This window comes from Streptomyces sp. NPDC051243, assembly GCF_044455405.1.
In the GTDB taxonomy this organism is placed as follows: Bacteria; Actinomycetota; Actinomycetes; order Streptomycetales; family Streptomycetaceae; genus Streptomyces.
In genome coordinates, this window is the sequence record NZ_JBITES010000025.1 from 91,615 (window position 1) to 107,983 (window position 16,369).

General features: G+C 73.0%; 13 protein-coding genes. 9 read left to right on the forward strand and 4 right to left on the reverse strand.

Going from position 1 to position 16,369, the window contains the following annotated elements; translation table 11 throughout:
* Positions 1-102: 102 nt before the first annotated feature.
* The 7 genes from ACIBAG_RS43035 (at position 103) to ACIBAG_RS43065 (ending at position 8,086) form a co-directional block, all read left to right on the forward strand.
* Complete coding sequence (locus ACIBAG_RS43035) at positions 103-849, forward strand: FHA domain-containing protein (protein ID WP_399113241.1); 747 nt, start codon at positions 103-105, stop codon at positions 847-849.
* Complete coding sequence (locus ACIBAG_RS43040) at positions 846-2,423, forward strand: protein kinase (protein WP_399113243.1); 1,578 nt, start codon at positions 846-848, stop codon at positions 2,421-2,423. Before ACIBAG_RS43035 ends, ACIBAG_RS43040 begins: the two co-directional genes overlap by 4 nt.
* Positions 2,424-2,547: 124 nt before the next feature.
* Complete coding sequence (locus tag ACIBAG_RS43045; RefSeq protein ID WP_399113245.1) at positions 2,548-3,021, forward strand: hypothetical protein; 474 nt, start codon at positions 2,548-2,550, stop codon at positions 3,019-3,021.
* Positions 3,022-3,176: 155 nt separating this feature from the next.
* The gene (locus tag ACIBAG_RS43050) at positions 3,177-3,917 is read left to right on the forward strand and encodes an FHA domain-containing protein (RefSeq protein WP_399113247.1); all 741 of its coding nucleotides are present in this window, start codon (positions 3,177-3,179) and stop codon (positions 3,915-3,917) included.
* On the forward strand, positions 3,914-5,275 hold the full coding sequence (locus tag ACIBAG_RS43055; RefSeq protein ID WP_399113249.1) for a protein kinase: 1,362 nt from the start codon (positions 3,914-3,916) through the stop codon (positions 5,273-5,275). Before ACIBAG_RS43050 ends, ACIBAG_RS43055 begins: the two co-directional genes overlap by 4 nt.
* A 98-nt stretch (positions 5,276-5,373) precedes the next feature.
* Complete coding sequence (locus ACIBAG_RS43060; RefSeq protein WP_399113251.1) at positions 5,374-5,982, forward strand: ALF repeat-containing protein; 609 nt, start codon at positions 5,374-5,376, stop codon at positions 5,980-5,982.
* A gap of 190 nt (positions 5,983-6,172) precedes the next feature.
* On the forward strand, positions 6,173-8,086 hold the full coding sequence (locus tag ACIBAG_RS43065) for a protein kinase (protein ID WP_399113253.1): 1,914 nt from the start codon (positions 6,173-6,175) through the stop codon (positions 8,084-8,086).
* Between the two features lie 79 nt (positions 8,087-8,165).
* On the opposite strand, the gene purH is transcribed toward ACIBAG_RS43065, so the two are convergent.
* Both purH and purN read right to left on the reverse strand, forming a co-directional pair.
* Complete coding sequence (gene purH, locus ACIBAG_RS43070; RefSeq protein ID WP_399113255.1) at positions 8,166-9,731, reverse strand: bifunctional phosphoribosylaminoimidazolecarboxamide formyltransferase/IMP cyclohydrolase; 1,566 nt, start codon at positions 9,729-9,731, stop codon at positions 8,166-8,168.
* The gene (gene purN, locus ACIBAG_RS43075; protein ID WP_399113257.1) at positions 9,728-10,366 is read right to left on the reverse strand and encodes a phosphoribosylglycinamide formyltransferase; all 639 of its coding nucleotides are present in this window, start codon (positions 10,364-10,366) and stop codon (positions 9,728-9,730) included. Before purN ends, purH begins: the two co-directional genes overlap by 4 nt.
* Before the next feature lie 362 nt (positions 10,367-10,728).
* On the opposite strand from purN, the gene ACIBAG_RS43080 reads away from it, so the two are divergent.
* Positions 10,729-11,520, forward strand: a complete 792-nt coding sequence (locus ACIBAG_RS43080) for a hypothetical protein (RefSeq protein WP_399113259.1) — start codon at positions 10,729-10,731, stop codon at positions 11,518-11,520.
* A gap of 171 nt (positions 11,521-11,691) precedes the next feature.
* On the opposite strand, the gene ACIBAG_RS43085 is transcribed toward ACIBAG_RS43080, so the two are convergent.
* Entirely contained in the window at positions 11,692-13,965 is a 2,274-nt protein-coding gene (locus ACIBAG_RS43085; RefSeq protein WP_399113260.1) for a DUF6350 family protein, read from the reverse strand.
* Positions 13,966-14,061: 96 nt separating this feature from the next.
* Here ACIBAG_RS43085 and ACIBAG_RS43090 point away from each other — a divergent pair, with 96 nt between their 5' ends.
* Complete coding sequence (locus ACIBAG_RS43090; protein ID WP_399113262.1) at positions 14,062-15,192, forward strand: helix-turn-helix domain-containing protein; 1,131 nt, start codon at positions 14,062-14,064, stop codon at positions 15,190-15,192.
* A 283-nt stretch (positions 15,193-15,475) separates the two neighbouring features.
* On the opposite strand, the gene sucD is transcribed toward ACIBAG_RS43090, so the two are convergent.
* On the reverse strand, positions 15,476-16,360 hold the full coding sequence (gene sucD, locus ACIBAG_RS43095) for a succinate--CoA ligase subunit alpha (protein ID WP_399113264.1): 885 nt from the start codon (positions 16,358-16,360) through the stop codon (positions 15,476-15,478).
* Positions 16,361-16,369 lie beyond the last annotated feature (9 nt).

The following is a 16,369-nucleotide window of genomic DNA, read 5'->3' on the forward strand; positions in this document are numbered from 1 at the left end:
AATAACAGCCGAGGGCCGTGTCTCACCCGTATGAGGGGGACACGGCCCCGCTGCGTCGCCCTACCCTGACGTGGGTAGCCGTCAGGCACGGGGAGACGCACCTTGTACAGCATCATCGTGGTACCTCCGCCGACCACGGAGGACGAGAGCCACCGCACCCAGATCCGCATGGCGCCCGGCGACCGGCTGAGCTTCGGGCGTTCCGCTTCCGACAACGACCTCACCATCGCCCACGAGGGCGTGTCCCGCAGAGCGGGTGAGATCACCGCCCAGGGCGCCTTCTGGATACTCAGCAACCTCAGCCGGGAGCAGACGTACGTCGTCGAGAACCCGGAGGGCGCGGGCGAGCACATCAAGGTCGGGCCGGGGCGGCTGGACGCGCCGGTCCCCTTCGAGTTCTCGCGGATCGTGCTGCCCGCGGCCGGCGATCTGCTGCCGATCGAGGTGTGGGCGCCGCGGCACGACTACCGCAGCGAGGACGGCCTGGACGGCGCCACCACCGCGCCCGCCTTCTCCGTCGACCGTACGAAGCGGTACTTCGCGGTCCTGGCCGCCCTGTGCGAGCCCCGCCTGCGGGGCGAACCGCACGCCCCGCCGCCCACCGTGGACCAGGTGGTGGAGCGGCTGCGCCCCAACTGGCCCGCCGCGTCCCGCACTTCCGTCCAGTGGAACATCGACTACCTCGCGGTGAAGCTGCGCCTCAAGCCCGCCCCGGAGACGGCGGACACGGGCCCGCGGCTCAACGGCAAGAAGGAGTCGCTGGTGTCACTGGCCCTGCGTTTCGACCTGGTCCGGGAGGACGACCTGGTCGTCCTGGCCGCACCGGCCTCCGGGCGGGTGACGCGGTGACCGAGCCGTACGCCGTCCCGGTGCCGAAGGGGTACCGGGTGGGCGTGTGGGAGGTGCGGGAGCCGATCGCGACGGGGGCGTTCGGGAGTGTGTACGAGGGCAGACGTACCGGAGCCGACGAGGCGCTGCCGAAGACGGCGGCCCTGAAGTTCCTGCCCACCGGCACCGGAACCCCCCGCCAGCTCACCCACCTGCGCGAACTCGTCGACCGCGAGGTCGAGTTGCACCGCCGGCTGAAGCAGCCGCGGCTGATCCGGATGTACGACACCCTCGTCGTCGACGACCCGGCCAGCCCCGCCCTCGACGGCGCCACCATCCTCGTATTGGAGAAGGCGGAGGGCTCCCTGTCCGCGCTCCTCGCGGCCGAGCCGCGCCCCGCCGCCGGGCCCGCCCTGCTCGCGCAGATCTGCGAGGGGCTGGCGCAGCTGCACCACGCCGGCTGGGTGCACGGCGATCTGAAGCCGGCCAACGTGCTGCTGATGGCGGACGGTTCGGCGCGGCTGGCCGACTTCAACATGGCGGCGGAGCTGGAGGGCACGCACGCCTACACACCGGCCTTCTCGACGCCCGACTACACGCCGCCGGAGCTGCTCTGGTCGGAGATCGGCGAGCGGGGCCGCCGGATCCGCCCCTCGGCGGACGTCTGGGCCTTCGGGGTCCTGGCGCATCTCCTTCTGACCGACTCCTTCCCGCTGCCCGGGGCCACCTCGACGGCCCGCCGTGACGCGGCCGCCGCGTACGCCCGCGGCACCGACGACCTGCGCCTGTCGCCCGAACTCGCGGACGAGTGGCGGGAGATCGTCCGGGACTGCCTGACCCGCACGCACGCCGACCGGATCGGCACCCAGGACCTGCTGCGGCGGGTGGAGGCGGCGGCCGGCGCCGGCCGCTCCCCGCGCCTGCCGCGGGCCCTCCTCCCCCGCCGCCGCTCCCGCCGTACGACGGCGCTGGCCGCCGCGACCGCGGTGGTCGCCGTTGCCGCGCTCGGCTACGGCGTGAGCAACTGGGCGGACCCCGACGGGGACGGTGGCCGGTCCCCGGCCGGCGACAGCGCGAAGGTCACGGCCGCCGCCTCCTACGGCGCCGACGAACTCCGTACCGACAAGGGCGTTCCCGTGGCCTACCGGCGGCTGATCGTCGACTCTGCCCACGACTGCGTCCATCAGGAGGTCACCCCCGCGCTGATCGCCGCCCTGCTGAAGGCGGAGAGCAACTTCGACCCCGACCTGTCCGACCCGTCCGTGGGCAAGGAGGGCGAGTACGGCATCGCGCGCTGGACGCCGAGTCTGTTGCGCTGGTGGATCCGGGCGGACGGCGTCCCCGCGACGCAGACCCCCAAGCCGCCGCTCACCCCCGCCGAGTCCATTCCGGCCGTGGGCCGTTACCTGTGCTACATGCAACCGCTCCTCGACCAGAAGGGTTTGTCCGGCGACCGCAGGGTGCTGCTGGCGGCCGCGTACCGGACGTCGACCAAGGTGGTGAACAACGCGGGCGGTGTTCCCCCGAAGTACCGCGACTACGCCGCCCGCGTCGCCCATTACCTCAAGGAGTACACGCCGCCCGGCAAGAAGTGACCCTGAGAGTTCTGAGGTACCGGTCGGCGGCCGCCACTGGAACGTTGGACACCGCTCCACCACAGCGAAGTGACCAACCGCGTTCACACCATTCACGTTCACACCATGCAATGGGGGAACACCAGTGAACATCGCCAAGCCCGCCGCGCTGCTCATCGCGGCCACCGCCCTGATCGCCGGCTCCACGGTGACGGCCTCCGCCGTCGCCGGACCGGACGGCACCCGGGTGACCAGCACCCAGCAGGTCGCCGAGGAGGTTCTCGCCGGGAACCAGAAGCCGCTCCGGGTCACCGCCGACAAGGTCACGTACGACGGCCTGACCGTCACCGCCGCGCCCAAGGGCCAGATCGGCACCCGGGACCTGGCCTGCGGCTACGGTCACCTGTGCATGATCGTCAAGGGCCAGAAGTTCGACTTCTACAAGTGCCAGACGTGGAACCTCACCAACTGGACCGGTGACGGCCCGTTCACCAACAACCAGACGCCCGGAACGGTCGCCAAGTTCTTCAACAAGGACGGCAGTGTCCGCTGGACGTCCACGGCGTACCAGGCCGGCACGGCGACGTGGGACCCGATCTGGTCGCTGCGTCCCTGCTGACCCGACCGGTAAAGGCCACGCGGCCTCCGGCTCCCTCGGGGGAGAGCCGGAGGTCGCGCCGCGCCATGCCGCGCGAAAGCCTCGAAGTCGTGCTGAGGCACCCCTTACCCTTCCTCACGTTGAACGTTGAACGGGGGAATGGAGGGGACGACTCCATGTACAGCGTCATCGTGGTGCCGCCGGCGTGCGGCGGTGTAGCCGACCAGGTGAGGATCGCCACCGGTGAGCGGCTTTCGTTCGGCAGGGCCGCGCCGGACGGCGCACTGACCATCGCGCACGAAGGGGTGCCCCGGATCGCCGGGGAGATCACGGCACACCGGTCCTTCTGGCTCCTGAGCAACCTCAGCGCGGACCAGACCTACGTGGTGGAGAACCCGGAGGGCGCCGGAGAGCACCTCAAGATCCCGCCGGGCCGGCTGGAAGCCCCCGTACCGTTCGAGTTCTCACGCGTGGTGCTGCCCGCCGCGGGGGACCTGCTCTCCTTCGACGTCTGGGCCCCGCGCCACGCCTTCCGCAGCGCCGACCGCCGGGGCCTGCCCGGTGCCGCCACAGCACCGGCATTCGCCCTGGACCGCACCAGCCGCTACTTCGCGGTGCTGACCGCCCTGTGCGAGCCCCGGCTGCGCGGCGAGCCGCACGCGCCGCTGCCGGCGGTGGAGCAGCTGGTGGAGCGATTACGCCCGGCCTGGCCGACCGTCAGCCGCTCCTCCGTCTACTGGAACATCGACTACCTGGCCCTCAAACTCCGCCTTCGCCCCGGCCCCGACGCCGCCGAGCCCGGTCAGCGCGTCAGCGGCAAGAAGGAGTCACTGGTGTCGCTCGCGCTCCGCTTCGACCTGGTCCGCGAGGACGACCTGAGCGTGCTGGCCGCGCCCGTCAGCGGGGTGGCCCGGTGACCGGGCGGTCGTACGCCGTTCCCGTCCCGAAGGGCTACCGGATCGGCCCCTGGGAGGTGCGCGAGCCGCTCGCGTCCGGCGCGTTCGCCACCGTGTACGCGGCCCGGCTCGCCGGGGAGCAGGGCCCTGGGCAGACCCCGCCGCTGCCCCACCGGGCCGCCCTGAAGTTCCTGCCCACCGGCACCCGCACCCCGCGCCGGCTGCGGCACCTGCGTGAACTGGCCGAGCGCGAGGTCGAATTGCTGAAGCGTCTCAAGGCGCCCCGGCTGATCCGCATGTACGACACCCTGACCGTCGACGATCCGGAGCACCCCGAGCTGGACGGCGCCACCGTGCTCGTACTGGAGCAGGCCGAGGGCTCCCTGGACGCGGCACTGGAACACGAGCCGAAGCCGGATGCGGGCCCGGCCCTGCTGGCGCAGATCTGCGAGGGCCTGCACCAGTTGCACCACGCGGGCTGGGTGCACGGCGACCTGAAACCCGCCAATGTCCTGCTGCTGAAGGACGGTTCGGTACGGCTGGCCGACTTCAACATGGCCGCCGAACTGGAGGGCACCCACGCCTACGCCCCCGCCTTCGCCACGCCCGACTACACCCCGCCGGAGCTGCTGTGGCCGGAGGTGGACGAGCGGGGCACCCGGGTCCGTCCGTCGGCCGACGTATGGGCCTTCGGGGTCCTCGCGCACATGGTCCTCACGGATTCCTTCCCCTTGCCAGGTGGCAGCGCGGAGGCACGCACCGACGCGGCGATGCGCTATGCGCGCGGCACCGAGGAGCTGCGGCTGTCCCCCGAACTCCCGGACGGCTGGCGGGAGATCGTGCGGGACTGCCTGGCCCCCACGCACGCGGAGCGCGTCACCCGGATCTCCGACACCGGTGCCCTCCTGCGCCGGGTCGAGGAGGCCGCGGGTGCCTCCCGCTCGGCGCGGCTGCCGAGGCTACGGCCCCGGCGGTGGCGGCGTCCGGCACTCGTCGCGGCGCTGGTGGCGCTGGCCCTGGGGGCGACGGCGACGACGTACGCGCTGCGCGACGAGGGAAGGCCGACCGCCTCGGCACCACCCACCTGCGAGAAGCCCACGGTGTACGAGGACGCCGAGCACGGCCGTGGCTACACCGCCGGCTGGAACGGCACGTGGGACTTCAGGATCAAGCGGGGCGAGGGCGGCAGCCAGGTCCGCGAGGCCCAGTGCCTGCTCCGGTATCTGCACGGCATCGCCGAGGTCGGCGAGGCGGACGGCATCTTCGGTCCGCTGACGCACGAGGCGGTCGTCACGTTTCAGGAGCGGGTGGGGCTGGAGGCGGACGGGGTGGTGGGGGCGAGTACGTGGCGGGCGCTGCGGAAGGCCGGGGAGGTCTGACCTGAGGGGACCGGGTAATTCCGGTGATCCAGGGGGCGGTTGGGGGGAAGATGTACACCGCACCTGTCGTAGACGACGCAGACCTGGAAGGTTCGCACGTGAGACCGACCCGTATCGCCCTGACCCTCGTCGCCACCGCCCTGGCCCCGGCGCTCCTGCTGGCCACCCCGGCCTTCGCCGCCGACCCGGCCGCCCCGTCGTCCGCCACCACGGTGGCGACCGCGTCCGACGCGACCGACCCGGGCGTCGACGAGATGTCCGACGACAACGTCCGGGTCGCGATCATGCGCATCATCGCCGACCCCACCACGGGCAAGGCCGTCTACGCCGCCGCGCAGAAGGCCATGGACGGCACGATCGAGGACCAGCGGTACTTCCTGGCGACGGGTCGCTGGATCGCGCAGGCCGAGGACGACCGCGTGGCCATCGCCCGCATACTCGCCTCCGCCGACCCGAAGACCGACAAGGCGGTCATCAGGGAGGCCAACGAGGCCCTCGACGCCAACACCCCGGAGGCCCTGCGCGCCTTCCTGGAGACCGGCTACCGCCTCGCCCGGGCCGAGGACGACCGGGTCCGCATCGCCCGCATCCTGGCCGACCCGACGATCAGCGACGCGCTGCGGGCGGCGGCGGAGGACGCCATCGACGGCACGCCGGAGGAGTTGCGGTACTTCATCGAGGTGGGTCAGTACGAGGTGGACGGCTGAGCGTCGTCGCCGCGACTCGACCCAGAGGGCCCGGGCGCGGGTGGGGAACACCGGCTCCCGGGCCCGCTGGGTGCTCGGTCCCGTGCGCATTCCCGGAACCTTTCAGGCGTTCCCCGACCGCCACCCGGTAGCCTCACACCAACTGTCGTGACGCAGGCGACTGTTGGGAAGAGCAGCACTCGGGGGATCGATGACAGACCAGCGGCAACCCGTGCCGTCGAATGCCCCGGCGTCCCGTGACGCCGCTCTGGAGCAGGCGGGCGCCAGACCACTGCGGCGGACCGACCCGGGCCGCATCGGGCCCTACATCCCCCTCGGCCTCCTCGGCAGCGGCGGCATGGGCCACGTCTACCTGGCCCGCCCCGCCGACAACACCCCCGGCCTCGCCGCCGTCAAGGTGATCCGCCCCGAGTACGCCGAGGACCCCCGGTTCCGGCGCCGCTTCGAGCGGGAGGCCGTGGTGCACGGGCAGGTGCACACGCCGCGCACGCCGGACCTGCTGGGCACCGGGTTCGACGACTCGTTGCTGTGGATGGCGACCCAGTACCTGCCCGGCCTCAACCTCGCGGACGCCGTGCGCGAGTGCGGCAGGCTGGAGCGTGCCGGGGTGTGGCGGCTGGTTGGGGAGCTCGGGCAGGCGCTGTCGGCGCTGGCCGCCGCCGATGTCGTACACCGGGATCTCAAACCGTCCAACATCATCCTGTCCCTGCGGGGCGCGCACGTCATCGACTTCGGCATCGCGCAGGCCGCCGACGGCAGCGCGATCACCTCGACGGGCAACCGGGTCGGCACGCCCGCCTTCATGGCGCCCGAGTATCTGCGCGAGGCGCGCTGCGACACCGCCTCCGACGTCTTCTCGCTCGCGGGGAGCCTGATCTACGCCGCCACCGGGCACGCCCCCTTCGGGGGCGGAACGGGCGTCGACGTGATGCACCGGGTCGCGTTCGAGGAACCCAAGCCGGAGATCATGACCGAACTCGCCGCGGTGGAACCGGCGTTGGCCGCCCTGCTCTCCGCCTGCCTCTCCAAGGACCCCGCCGGACGCCCCACCCCGCGCCAACTCCTCGACGCCGCCACAGCCGCCGGTCACGGCCACGCGCCCGCCCCCTGGCACGAGCCGCTGGCCGCCCGGCTGCACGCCCGGCAGGAGGCCTGCGAGTCACTGGAGCGGCTCGCCGTCCAGGAGACGGTCCAGTTGCGTACGCCGCCGCAGTTGAGTACACCGCCCCAGGCCCCTACGCCGGCCCAGTCCCCGACCTCCGACCAGCCGCCCACGCCGGCCCAGTTCCCCACACCGGCCCAGCCGCCCATGCCCGCCCCGTTCCGTACGCCCACCGAGCCCCCGGCGTTCCACGGCCCAGCCCCGGCCTTCGGGCCCACCCTCGGGCCGCACACCACCCCCGTACAGACACCCGCCCCGGAAGTCAGCGGTAGCCGCAGGAAGCGCAAGGCCTTCCTCGCCGTCGCAGCGAGCCTCGCCGTGTGCGCCGTAGCCGCGGGCGCCTTCTTCCTCACCCGCCCGTCCCTCGACGAAACGGCCTCGACCGGACCCGCGGCAAGCGACAGCGCCGACGCCGGCCAGGCGCAGGACTCCGCCCTCCCCAGTTCCTCCGCCTCCCCCTCCGGCGACAAGGGCACGGACAAGGAAAAGGGCGAGGAGAAGGAGACGGCCTCCGCGACGGAGGACGCCGAGGCCTCGAAGAGCCCGAACGCGGCCGGAGGCGGCACGGGCGGAGCCCAGGCCACTCCCACCGGCGCCCCCTCCAGCACCTCCGGCGGCGACGAAGGCGGCGCGGGCGGCGGCAGCGCCCCGGCCCCCACCCCCACCAAGACCGCCACGACCCCCGCCACGCCGCCCTGGCTCTCCGACTGCACCTACTACTCCGGCACCGAACTCACCGACCGCGGCGACACGGGCCAGCGCGTCGTCCAGGTCCAGTGCATGCTCACCAAGCGCGGCTACAGCGTCGGCGGCTCGGGCGTGGACGGCGAGTTCGGCGCGGACACGGAGTCCGCGGTGAGGCTGTTCCAGAGCGACAAGGGGCTGGAGGTGGACGGCCAGGTCGGGCCCGACACCTGGGCGGCGCTGCGTCGTTCCACCTGACGGCGACATGGGTGAGGGGCGCGCCGTTGCGTACGGCGCGCCCCTCATACGTGCGGGCTCACAGCCCTGTGCTCACCGCTCAGTGGAAGAAGTGCCGCGTCCCCGTGAAGTACATGGTCACGCCCGCCTTCTTCGCGGCCTCCACCACCTGCTCGTCACGGACCGAACCGCCGGGCTGGACGACCGCCTTGACGCCGGCCTCGGTGAGGATCTCCAGACCGTCGGGGAAGGGGAAGAAGGCGTCGGAGGCGGCGTACGAGCCCTGGGCGCGCTCGGCGCCGGCGCGCTCCACCGCCAGCTTGGCGGAGTCGACGCGGTTGACCTGGCCCATGCCGACGCCCACCGAGGCGCCGTCCTTGGCGAGGAGGATCGCGTTGGACTTGACGGCCCGGCAGGCCTTCCAGGCGAAGGCCAGCTCCGAGAGCTCCTCGGCGGACAGCGCCTCGCCCGTCGCGAGGGTCCAGTTGGCCGGGTCGTCGCCGTCGGCCTGGAGGCGGTCGGTGACCTGAAGGAGGGCACCGCCGTCGATGGGCTTGATCTCGACGGGGTTGCCGGGGCCCTCGGGGCAGCGCAGCACGCGGATGTTCTTCTTCTTGGCGAGGGCCTCGAGGGCGCCGTCCTCGTAGTCGGGCGCGACGATGACCTCGGTGAAGATCTCTGCGACCTGCTCCGCCATCTCCTTGCTGACCGGGCGGTTGACGGCGATCACGCCGCCGAAAGCGGACAGCGGGTCACAGGCGTGCGCCTTGCGGTGCGCCTCGGCGACGTCCGCGCCGATCGCGATGCCGCAGGGGTTGGCGTGCTTGATGATCGCGACGCAGGGCTCGGCGTGGTCGTACGCGGCACGGCGGGCGGCGTCCGTGTCCGTGTAGTTGTTGTACGACATCTCCTTGCCGTGCAGCTGCTCGGCCCGTGCGAGACCGGCGCCGCCGCCGTCGACGTACAGGGCCGCCGGCTGGTGCGGGTTCTCGCCGTAGCGGAGGGTGTTCTCGCGCTCCCAGGTGGCGCCGAGGAAGTCGGGGAACTGAGAGTCGTCAACGGGGGCGTACGAGGAAGCGAACCAGCTCGCGACGGCCACGTCGTACGCCGCCGTGTGTTGGAACGCCTCGGCCGCGAGCCGCTTGCGGGTGGTGAGGTCGAAGCCGCCGTCGCGGACCGCCGCGAGGACGTCGCCGTAACGGGCGGGGCTGGTGACGACCGCCACGGACGGGTGGTTCTTGGCGGCGGCGCGCACCATGGACGGGCCGCCGATGTCGATCTGCTCGACGCACTCGTCCGGGGAGGCGCCGGAGGCTACCGTCTCACGGAACGGGTAGAGGTTGACGACGACGAGGTCGAAGGGCGCCACGCCCAGCTCGTCGAGCTGCTGACGGTGGCTGTCCAGGCGCAGGTCGGCGAGGATGCCCGCGTGCACCCGCGGGTGCAGCGTCTTGACGCGGCCGTCCAGGCACTCGGGGAAGCCGGTGAGCTCCTCGACCTTGGTCACGGGGACGCCGGCGGAAGCGATACGACCCGCGGTGGACCCGGTGGAGACGAGCTCCACGCCCGCCTCGTGCAGGCCGCGCGCGAGGTCCTCGAGGCCCGTCTTGTCGTAGACGCTGACGAGCGCCCGTCGAATGGCCCGCTTGTTGCTCTCGGCGGTCACTGGATAACTACCTTTCGTCCCTCAATGCGATAGCCGTTGCGGGCGAGCCGCCCCACGACCTCGACGAGCAGCCTTCGCTCGACTTCCTTGATGCGCTCGTGCAGAGCGCTCTCGTCGTCCTCGTCCCGGATCTCGACCACGCCCTGAGCGATGATCGGTCCGGTGTCGACGCCGTCGTCGACGAAGTGGACGGTGCAGCCCGTGACCTTGGCGCCGTACGCGAGGGCGTCACGCACGCCGTGGGCGCCGGGAAAACTGGGGAGCAGGGCCGGGTGGGTGTTCACGAACCGCCCGCCGAAGCGCGCGAGGAACTCCTTGCCGACGATCTTCATGAACCCGGCGGACACCACGAGGTCCGGCTCGTGGGCGGCGACGGCCTCCGCGAGCGCCGCGTCCCACTCCTCACGGCTGGCGTGGTCCTTGACCTTGCAGACGAAGGTCGGCAGTCCGGCGCGCTCGGCCCGCGCGAGCCCCTCGATGTTCTCGCGGTCGGCGCCGACCGCGACGATCTCGGCGCCGTACGCCTCGGGGCCGACGGCGGCGATCTCGTCCAGAAGCGCCTGCAGATTGGTGCCGGATCCGGAGACCAGGACGACGAGGCGCTTGGCACGCTCGGCCACGGGCTTGGCGGCCACGGTGGGGCCCTTTCTCGGGGGTGCGTTTCTTCGTGCGGCCGGCGGGCATGGACGTCGACGGGTCCGCGCGTCGAGCGCTCAGCGCTCGACGCGCAGGTGGTCTGTACGTTCATACGAATGCATCGCGCCCCGGAATACGGGGAAGTCTACGAAGCAGCCGACCGTCAGCAACGATACCGGCACACCGGGCGGCCCCCATGGGACGGGGGCATGGCCGGAAGGTAGCGTCTGCGAGGGAGCGGGCTCGGGAACGCGGTCGGTGTGCGGTGCGTTCACGAAGTGACAGCTCACGCAGTTCGTTCCTGTCAGCCATCGTTCGACTCGCCATCGTGCGTATTCACCAAGGGGAAGACGCTCACTTGATGCCGGACCGCAGCCTGCGACTCCTCACGCTCCCTCCGCAGTCCCTGCAGGGAGGGGAGCACAGCGGCATGCTGCTGCGGGAGCGCCCCGCCTCACCGCCCGACGCGCCCTCGGGCGGACAGAACGGCGACGAGCGGGGGCCGGGCCCGGGCGGCCAAGCTCAGGACGACAACCCCTTCGCGCCGCCCCCGGAGGGCACGCCGGACCGCCCGTGGCAGCCGCGGCGCCCCTCGGGCGAGGACGGCTCGCGGGGATCGGGCGAGGGCGACTCGCCGTGGGGCAGCCAGTGGAGCGACCGCCAGCCGGGCCGCTCCTCGGGCGGCTTCGGCGACCGGCCCCGCGGCGGCCAGGACGGCGGCCCCGGAGGCAGCGGCCCGGGCACCGGCATGCGCTGGGACCCCACCGACCCCGTCCAGCGCCGGGCGCGGTACGCCCTGCTGTCCGGCATGTGGGCCTTCTTCTTCGCCCTGTTCAGCTGGCCGTACGTCGCCCTCCTGCTCGGCGCGCTGGCCCTGTACTGGAGCATCAGCAGCCTCCGCGCCAAGCCCCGCACCCCCGACCCGGACAACCCGGCCCCCCAGCAGACGGGCCGCCCCCAGACGACGGCGGCGGTGAGCGGGCTGGTCACGGCGTCCCTCGCGATCGCGGTGGTGGCCGCCGGGTTCACGGCGCAGATGGTCTACCGCGACTACTACACCTGCACGAGCGACGCCCTGACCAACGAGGCGAAGCAGTCGTGCAAGGAGCTCCTGCCCGAGGAGCTGCGGGGGGTTCTGGGGGACGCCGGGTGAGTTGAGAGGGTGGGTGCCGCGGCAGCGGGGGTTGGGGCGCGATGCCACAGCGTGGTTGAGGCGGCGGAGCGGCAGCGTGGTTGAGGCGGCGGTGCGGCAGCGTGGTTCAGGTGGGATGACGCAGCGTCGTTGAGGGCGCGACGGGGCAACCCGGGTGCGGCATCCTCGCGGTCACTGTGACGCGGTGTTGTCCGGGGGTTCGGGAGATTCCGGGTTCTCCGGGGCGTGCGGCGATACCGGGTTCTCGAGGGTGTCCGGTGCGGTCGAGGCCTCGTGGGCGGCCGGGGCGGCCCGGTCCTCGCGGGCGTCCGCGTCGGCCGAGTCCTCGCGGGCGGCCCGGGCGGCCCGGTCCTCGTGCGTGTCCGCGTCGGCCGAGTCCTCGAGGGTGTCCCGCGCGGTCGGGTTCTGGCGGGCGGCCGGAGCGGCCGAGCCCACCCCGGCGTCCCGGGGTCGAGAGTCCTCGTGGGCTTCCGCCGGTGCCGACGCCTGCTTCATCGCCGCCCCACGTGTGGCACGCCCGGCATCGTCGTGCAACGGCCCGGGTGAGGGCGGCGGCTCCGGTGGCCGGGCGTCGGACGGGAAGCCGTCCGGCTCGAACGTGGTGTCGTGGTCGTACTCCACGTACGGGACGTGCGGGACGTCCCGGCCGTGCGCCTCGATCGAGGAGTCCCGGCCGTCCTGCGGGAGCCGTACATCCTGGCCGCCGCCCTGCCGGCGAACGGCGTGGTCCGGCGCGAATGCCGTGAACAGGTCCTCCTGGTCGTACACCGAGCGCCCCGCCCTCGATTCCGTGGCCGCGCCGTCGCCCTCCCCCGACCGCGCCCTCCGCGAGAACCACCCGCCGACCAACGGCAGCCGCTCCCGCAACCGGCGCCCACCGGTACCAGCGTCCATCCCACCCGAGCCGTCCTCACCGGCACCCCCCACCCGCGAGCCCGCCGCACCCGAGCCGCTCTGCCCCGACGCCTCCACCCGAGGCACCCCGATCCGCGCCCCCCGCACCCCGCTCCCCTGCCCTGCCGTCGCCCCCCGCCCCGCCAGGCACCGCCACGCCCGCACGACCACAGCCACGGGCACCGCCACCAGCCCGACCCACCCCAGCGTCGCCGCCCCGACCTGCCACCACACGGGCCCGAACTGCGCGAGCCGCCCGACCCCCAGCGGCCCGCCCGACAGCGCGGCCAGCACGGCGAACATGACCCCGCAGAGCACGGCAGCCTGCGCGGCGACCCCGGCGGTCCGCCAGGTCGACCAGATCACGGCGGGCTGCTGTCCGGCCTGGGATCCGCCCGCCGAATTCGCCGGCCCACCCTTGGACCGCTCCTCCTTGGACGCTCGCCCGGCCCTGACCCCTGGAGCGACCTCGCCACCGCCGTACCGACCCCCCGCTCGTACCGCCGCCCTCCCCACGAACCACCCCACCACCGCCCCCGCCACAACCGGCACCGCCAGAACCCCCCACCGCTCCGGCCCGCCGACCCCCGCCCCCGGCACCGCCTCCAGCAGCGGAAACGGCGGCAGCAGCGGCGCGGGCGCCGAGGACACCGGCCCCACCACATGCCCCGCCCCGAGCACGAACCCCGGCCCGAGGGCGTACGACGCCGCCCACACCGCCGCGTTCGGTACGAGCGCCGCGCACAGCAGCAGTACCGCGAACCGCCCCGACCACCCCTCCGTCAGGTGCAGGAAGGACGTCCGCGCCGCCCCGCCGTGCCACACCAGCGAGCCGCCCACCAGTACCGCGCCCCCGCCGACGAGTACCGCCGCCCCGGCCCCGGCGGCCCGCGCGGCGATGCCGAGCCGGGCGCGCGCCACCACCCCGGGCACCAGCCGCCGTACCCGCCTCGGCAACGCGACCAGCACGCTCTCCACCACCTCGGGCGGCCGCCCGCACGCCGTCCACACCCCCGCCCCCGCCGCCACCATCACAACCGCCGGCACCCACACCCCGGTCCAGGCCCACTCCGGCCGCAGCTCGCCCCGCGCCGCGTACGCCGCGGCCGCCGCACCGACCCCGAGATAGCCGAGCACGACTCCCGCCCACGCCATGCGCCCCGGCACCAGCGGCGACCCGTCACCCGCGTCCGCCGCCGTGTCCCGCGCCGCCCGGTGCACCAGCAGCACCGGCAGCAGGAACATCAGCAACGGCGTGACGCCGACCGGCGCGGGGACGCCGGTGAGGGTGTCGGCGCGGACCAGTTCGGCACCGTGCGCCAGCAGCCACAGCACGGCGGCGATCCGCAGCGCGCCCCCCGGCCCACTGTCCGGATACGGCGAGGAGACCCACAGCACCATCACCAGCACCGCGAACCCGCCCAGCCCGAGCCCTGCCGCCACCGCACCGTTCAGAAGACTGGCGGCCAGCCCGGGCGTTCGGTCGCGCATGCGCGGGTGCGGGGACGACGGGGTCGTTCGGCGAGCGGTCATCTCGATCACGCCCGCCATGCTCCCAACGACACGCGCTTTCCCGTCGTAACAGGCGAACCTCCGATGTGTCGCCCAATATATGTTTATGTACTTTTTCGCACGAAAGGGCGCCCGGTGACACCGCGATCCGCAGCCCCGCTGCCCCCGCCCAGCGAACGCCGACGCCTGCGGGAGGCCTGCTCATTGACGCAGGCTCAGGTCGCGGCACGGGTGGGCGTCAGCCGCGCGACGGTACACGCGTGGGAGCACGGCCGTACGTCACCGCGCGGCCACAGGAGAGAGTCGTACGCACAACTGCTCGACTCGCTGGCGAAAGAGACGGCGGCTCAGGAAGCTACGGGGGAGCCAGAGGTGACAAAGCGTCAGCAGCAGCCGCGACCCGTGTCCCCCGAGGGGCCGTACGCCGATCCGGCACCCCCCACCCCCGAACCCTGGCGCGAACGCCGCCCCCTCACCCCCGCCCAGGCCTTCGACGCGCTGTACGCCTTCTGCGCCCCCGCCCTCGCACGGCAGACCTACCTGCTCACCGGGCGCCGGGAACTCGCGCGGGAATCGGTGGAGCGTGCCTTTCAACTCGCCTGGCAGCGCTGGCCGGAGGTGGCCCGCGACCGGGACCCGGCGGGCTGGGTGCGGGCGGCGGCGTACGACTTCGCCCTCTCTCCCTGGCACCGGTTCCGCCCCCGCTACCGGCACCCCGAGCCCCCGCCGGCCGACGCCTCCGACCGCGTCCTGCTCGACGTACTCCTCGAACTGCCACCACCACAGCGCCGCACGCTTCTGCTGTACGACGGTGTCGGCCTCGACCTGCCCGAGACGGCGGCGGAGTCGGAGGCGAGCACTCCGGCGACCGCGCGGCGCCTCCTGCACGCCCGCGCCGCGATCGCCGACCGCCTCCCGCCCCTGTCCGACCCGGCCGAACTCCACCACCGCCTGGCCGAACTGGCCTCCGCGGAGCGCTTGCGCGCGGCCAAGCCGGCGGTGGTACGCGACAGCAGCGAATGCCGGGCCCGCTTCTGGACCCGCGCGGCCATCGCGTTCACGGTGGCCCTGATCGGCACGACGGCACTGACGCTGCGAACGGCTCCGACACAGTACGAGCCACCCGTGCCACCCGGGCAGACGGTGCTCGGCGTACCGCCGAAGGTGGCGCCGGGGCCGTTGTCGGCGGAGGAGCAGAAACTGCGGGCGAAGCTGCGCTCGGAGCTACAGCACGGCCCGGAGCGCCTGGCACCACAGCCACAGTGACGCTCGGCCACCGCGCCCGCCCCGGCCCGGCCCGCGCAGACTGCCCAGCCCGCGCAGCCGCCGGCCCGCCCGCCCAGCCTGCGGGCAGTCGTGCCGCTGGGGCGCTGGGGGGTCCCCCTGCTCGAGGTAAGTCGAGAGCTTCGGGGAGGGTGGGCGCTGGGGGTACCCCCTGCTCGAAGAGCTTGGGGGAGGCACCCGTCAGCGCGGCGAGCGACAACGCCGGTGGGCCCGCCCCCACCCGGGGAACGGGCCCACCAACGTCAGCTGAGTGCCGTAACTACCTTCAGCCGCCGAGAATCTCGCGCGCGAGCTTCGCCGTCTCGGTCGGCGTCTTGCCGACCTTGACGCCCGCCGCCTCCAGCGCCTCCTTCTTCGCCTGGGCGGTGCCCGACGAACCGGAGACGATGGCGCCGGCGTGACCCATGGTCTTGCCCTCCGGCGCGGTGAAGCCCGCGACGTAGCCGACGACCGGCTTGGTCACGTTGTCCTTGATGAAGGCCGCGGCCCGCTCCTCGGCGTCGCCGCCGATCTCACCGATCATCACGATCAGGTCGGTGTCGGGGTCGGCCTGGAACGCGGCGAGGGCGTCGATGTGCGTGGTGCCGATGATCGGGTCGCCACCGATGCCGACGGCCGTCGAGAAGCCGATGTCACGCAGCTCGTACATCATCTGGTACGTCAGCGTGCCGGACTTCGACACCAGGCCGATACGGCCCGGCTTGGTGATGTCGCCCGGGATGATGCCGACGTTCGACTGGCCCGGGGTGATGATGCCGGGGCAGTTCGGGCCGATGATCCGGGTCTTGTTGCCCTTCTTGCCGGCGTACGCCCAGAAGGACGCCGTGTCGTGGACGGCGATGCCCTCGGTGATGACGACGGCCAGCGGGATCTCGGCGTCGATCGCCTCGACGACCGCGTCCTTGGTGAACTTCTCCGGCACGAAGATGACGGAGACGTTGGCGCCGGTCTTCTCGATGGCCTCGGCGACCGTCCCGAAGACGGGTACCTCGGTGCCGTCGAAGTCCACGGTCTGACCCGCCTTGCGCGGGTTCACGCCGCCCACGACGTTCGTGCCGTCACCGAGCATGAGCTTGGTGTGCTTCATGCCGGTGGCGCCGGTCATGCCCTGGACGATGACCTTGCTGTCCTTGTTGAGCCAGATAGCCATGGTGTGTTG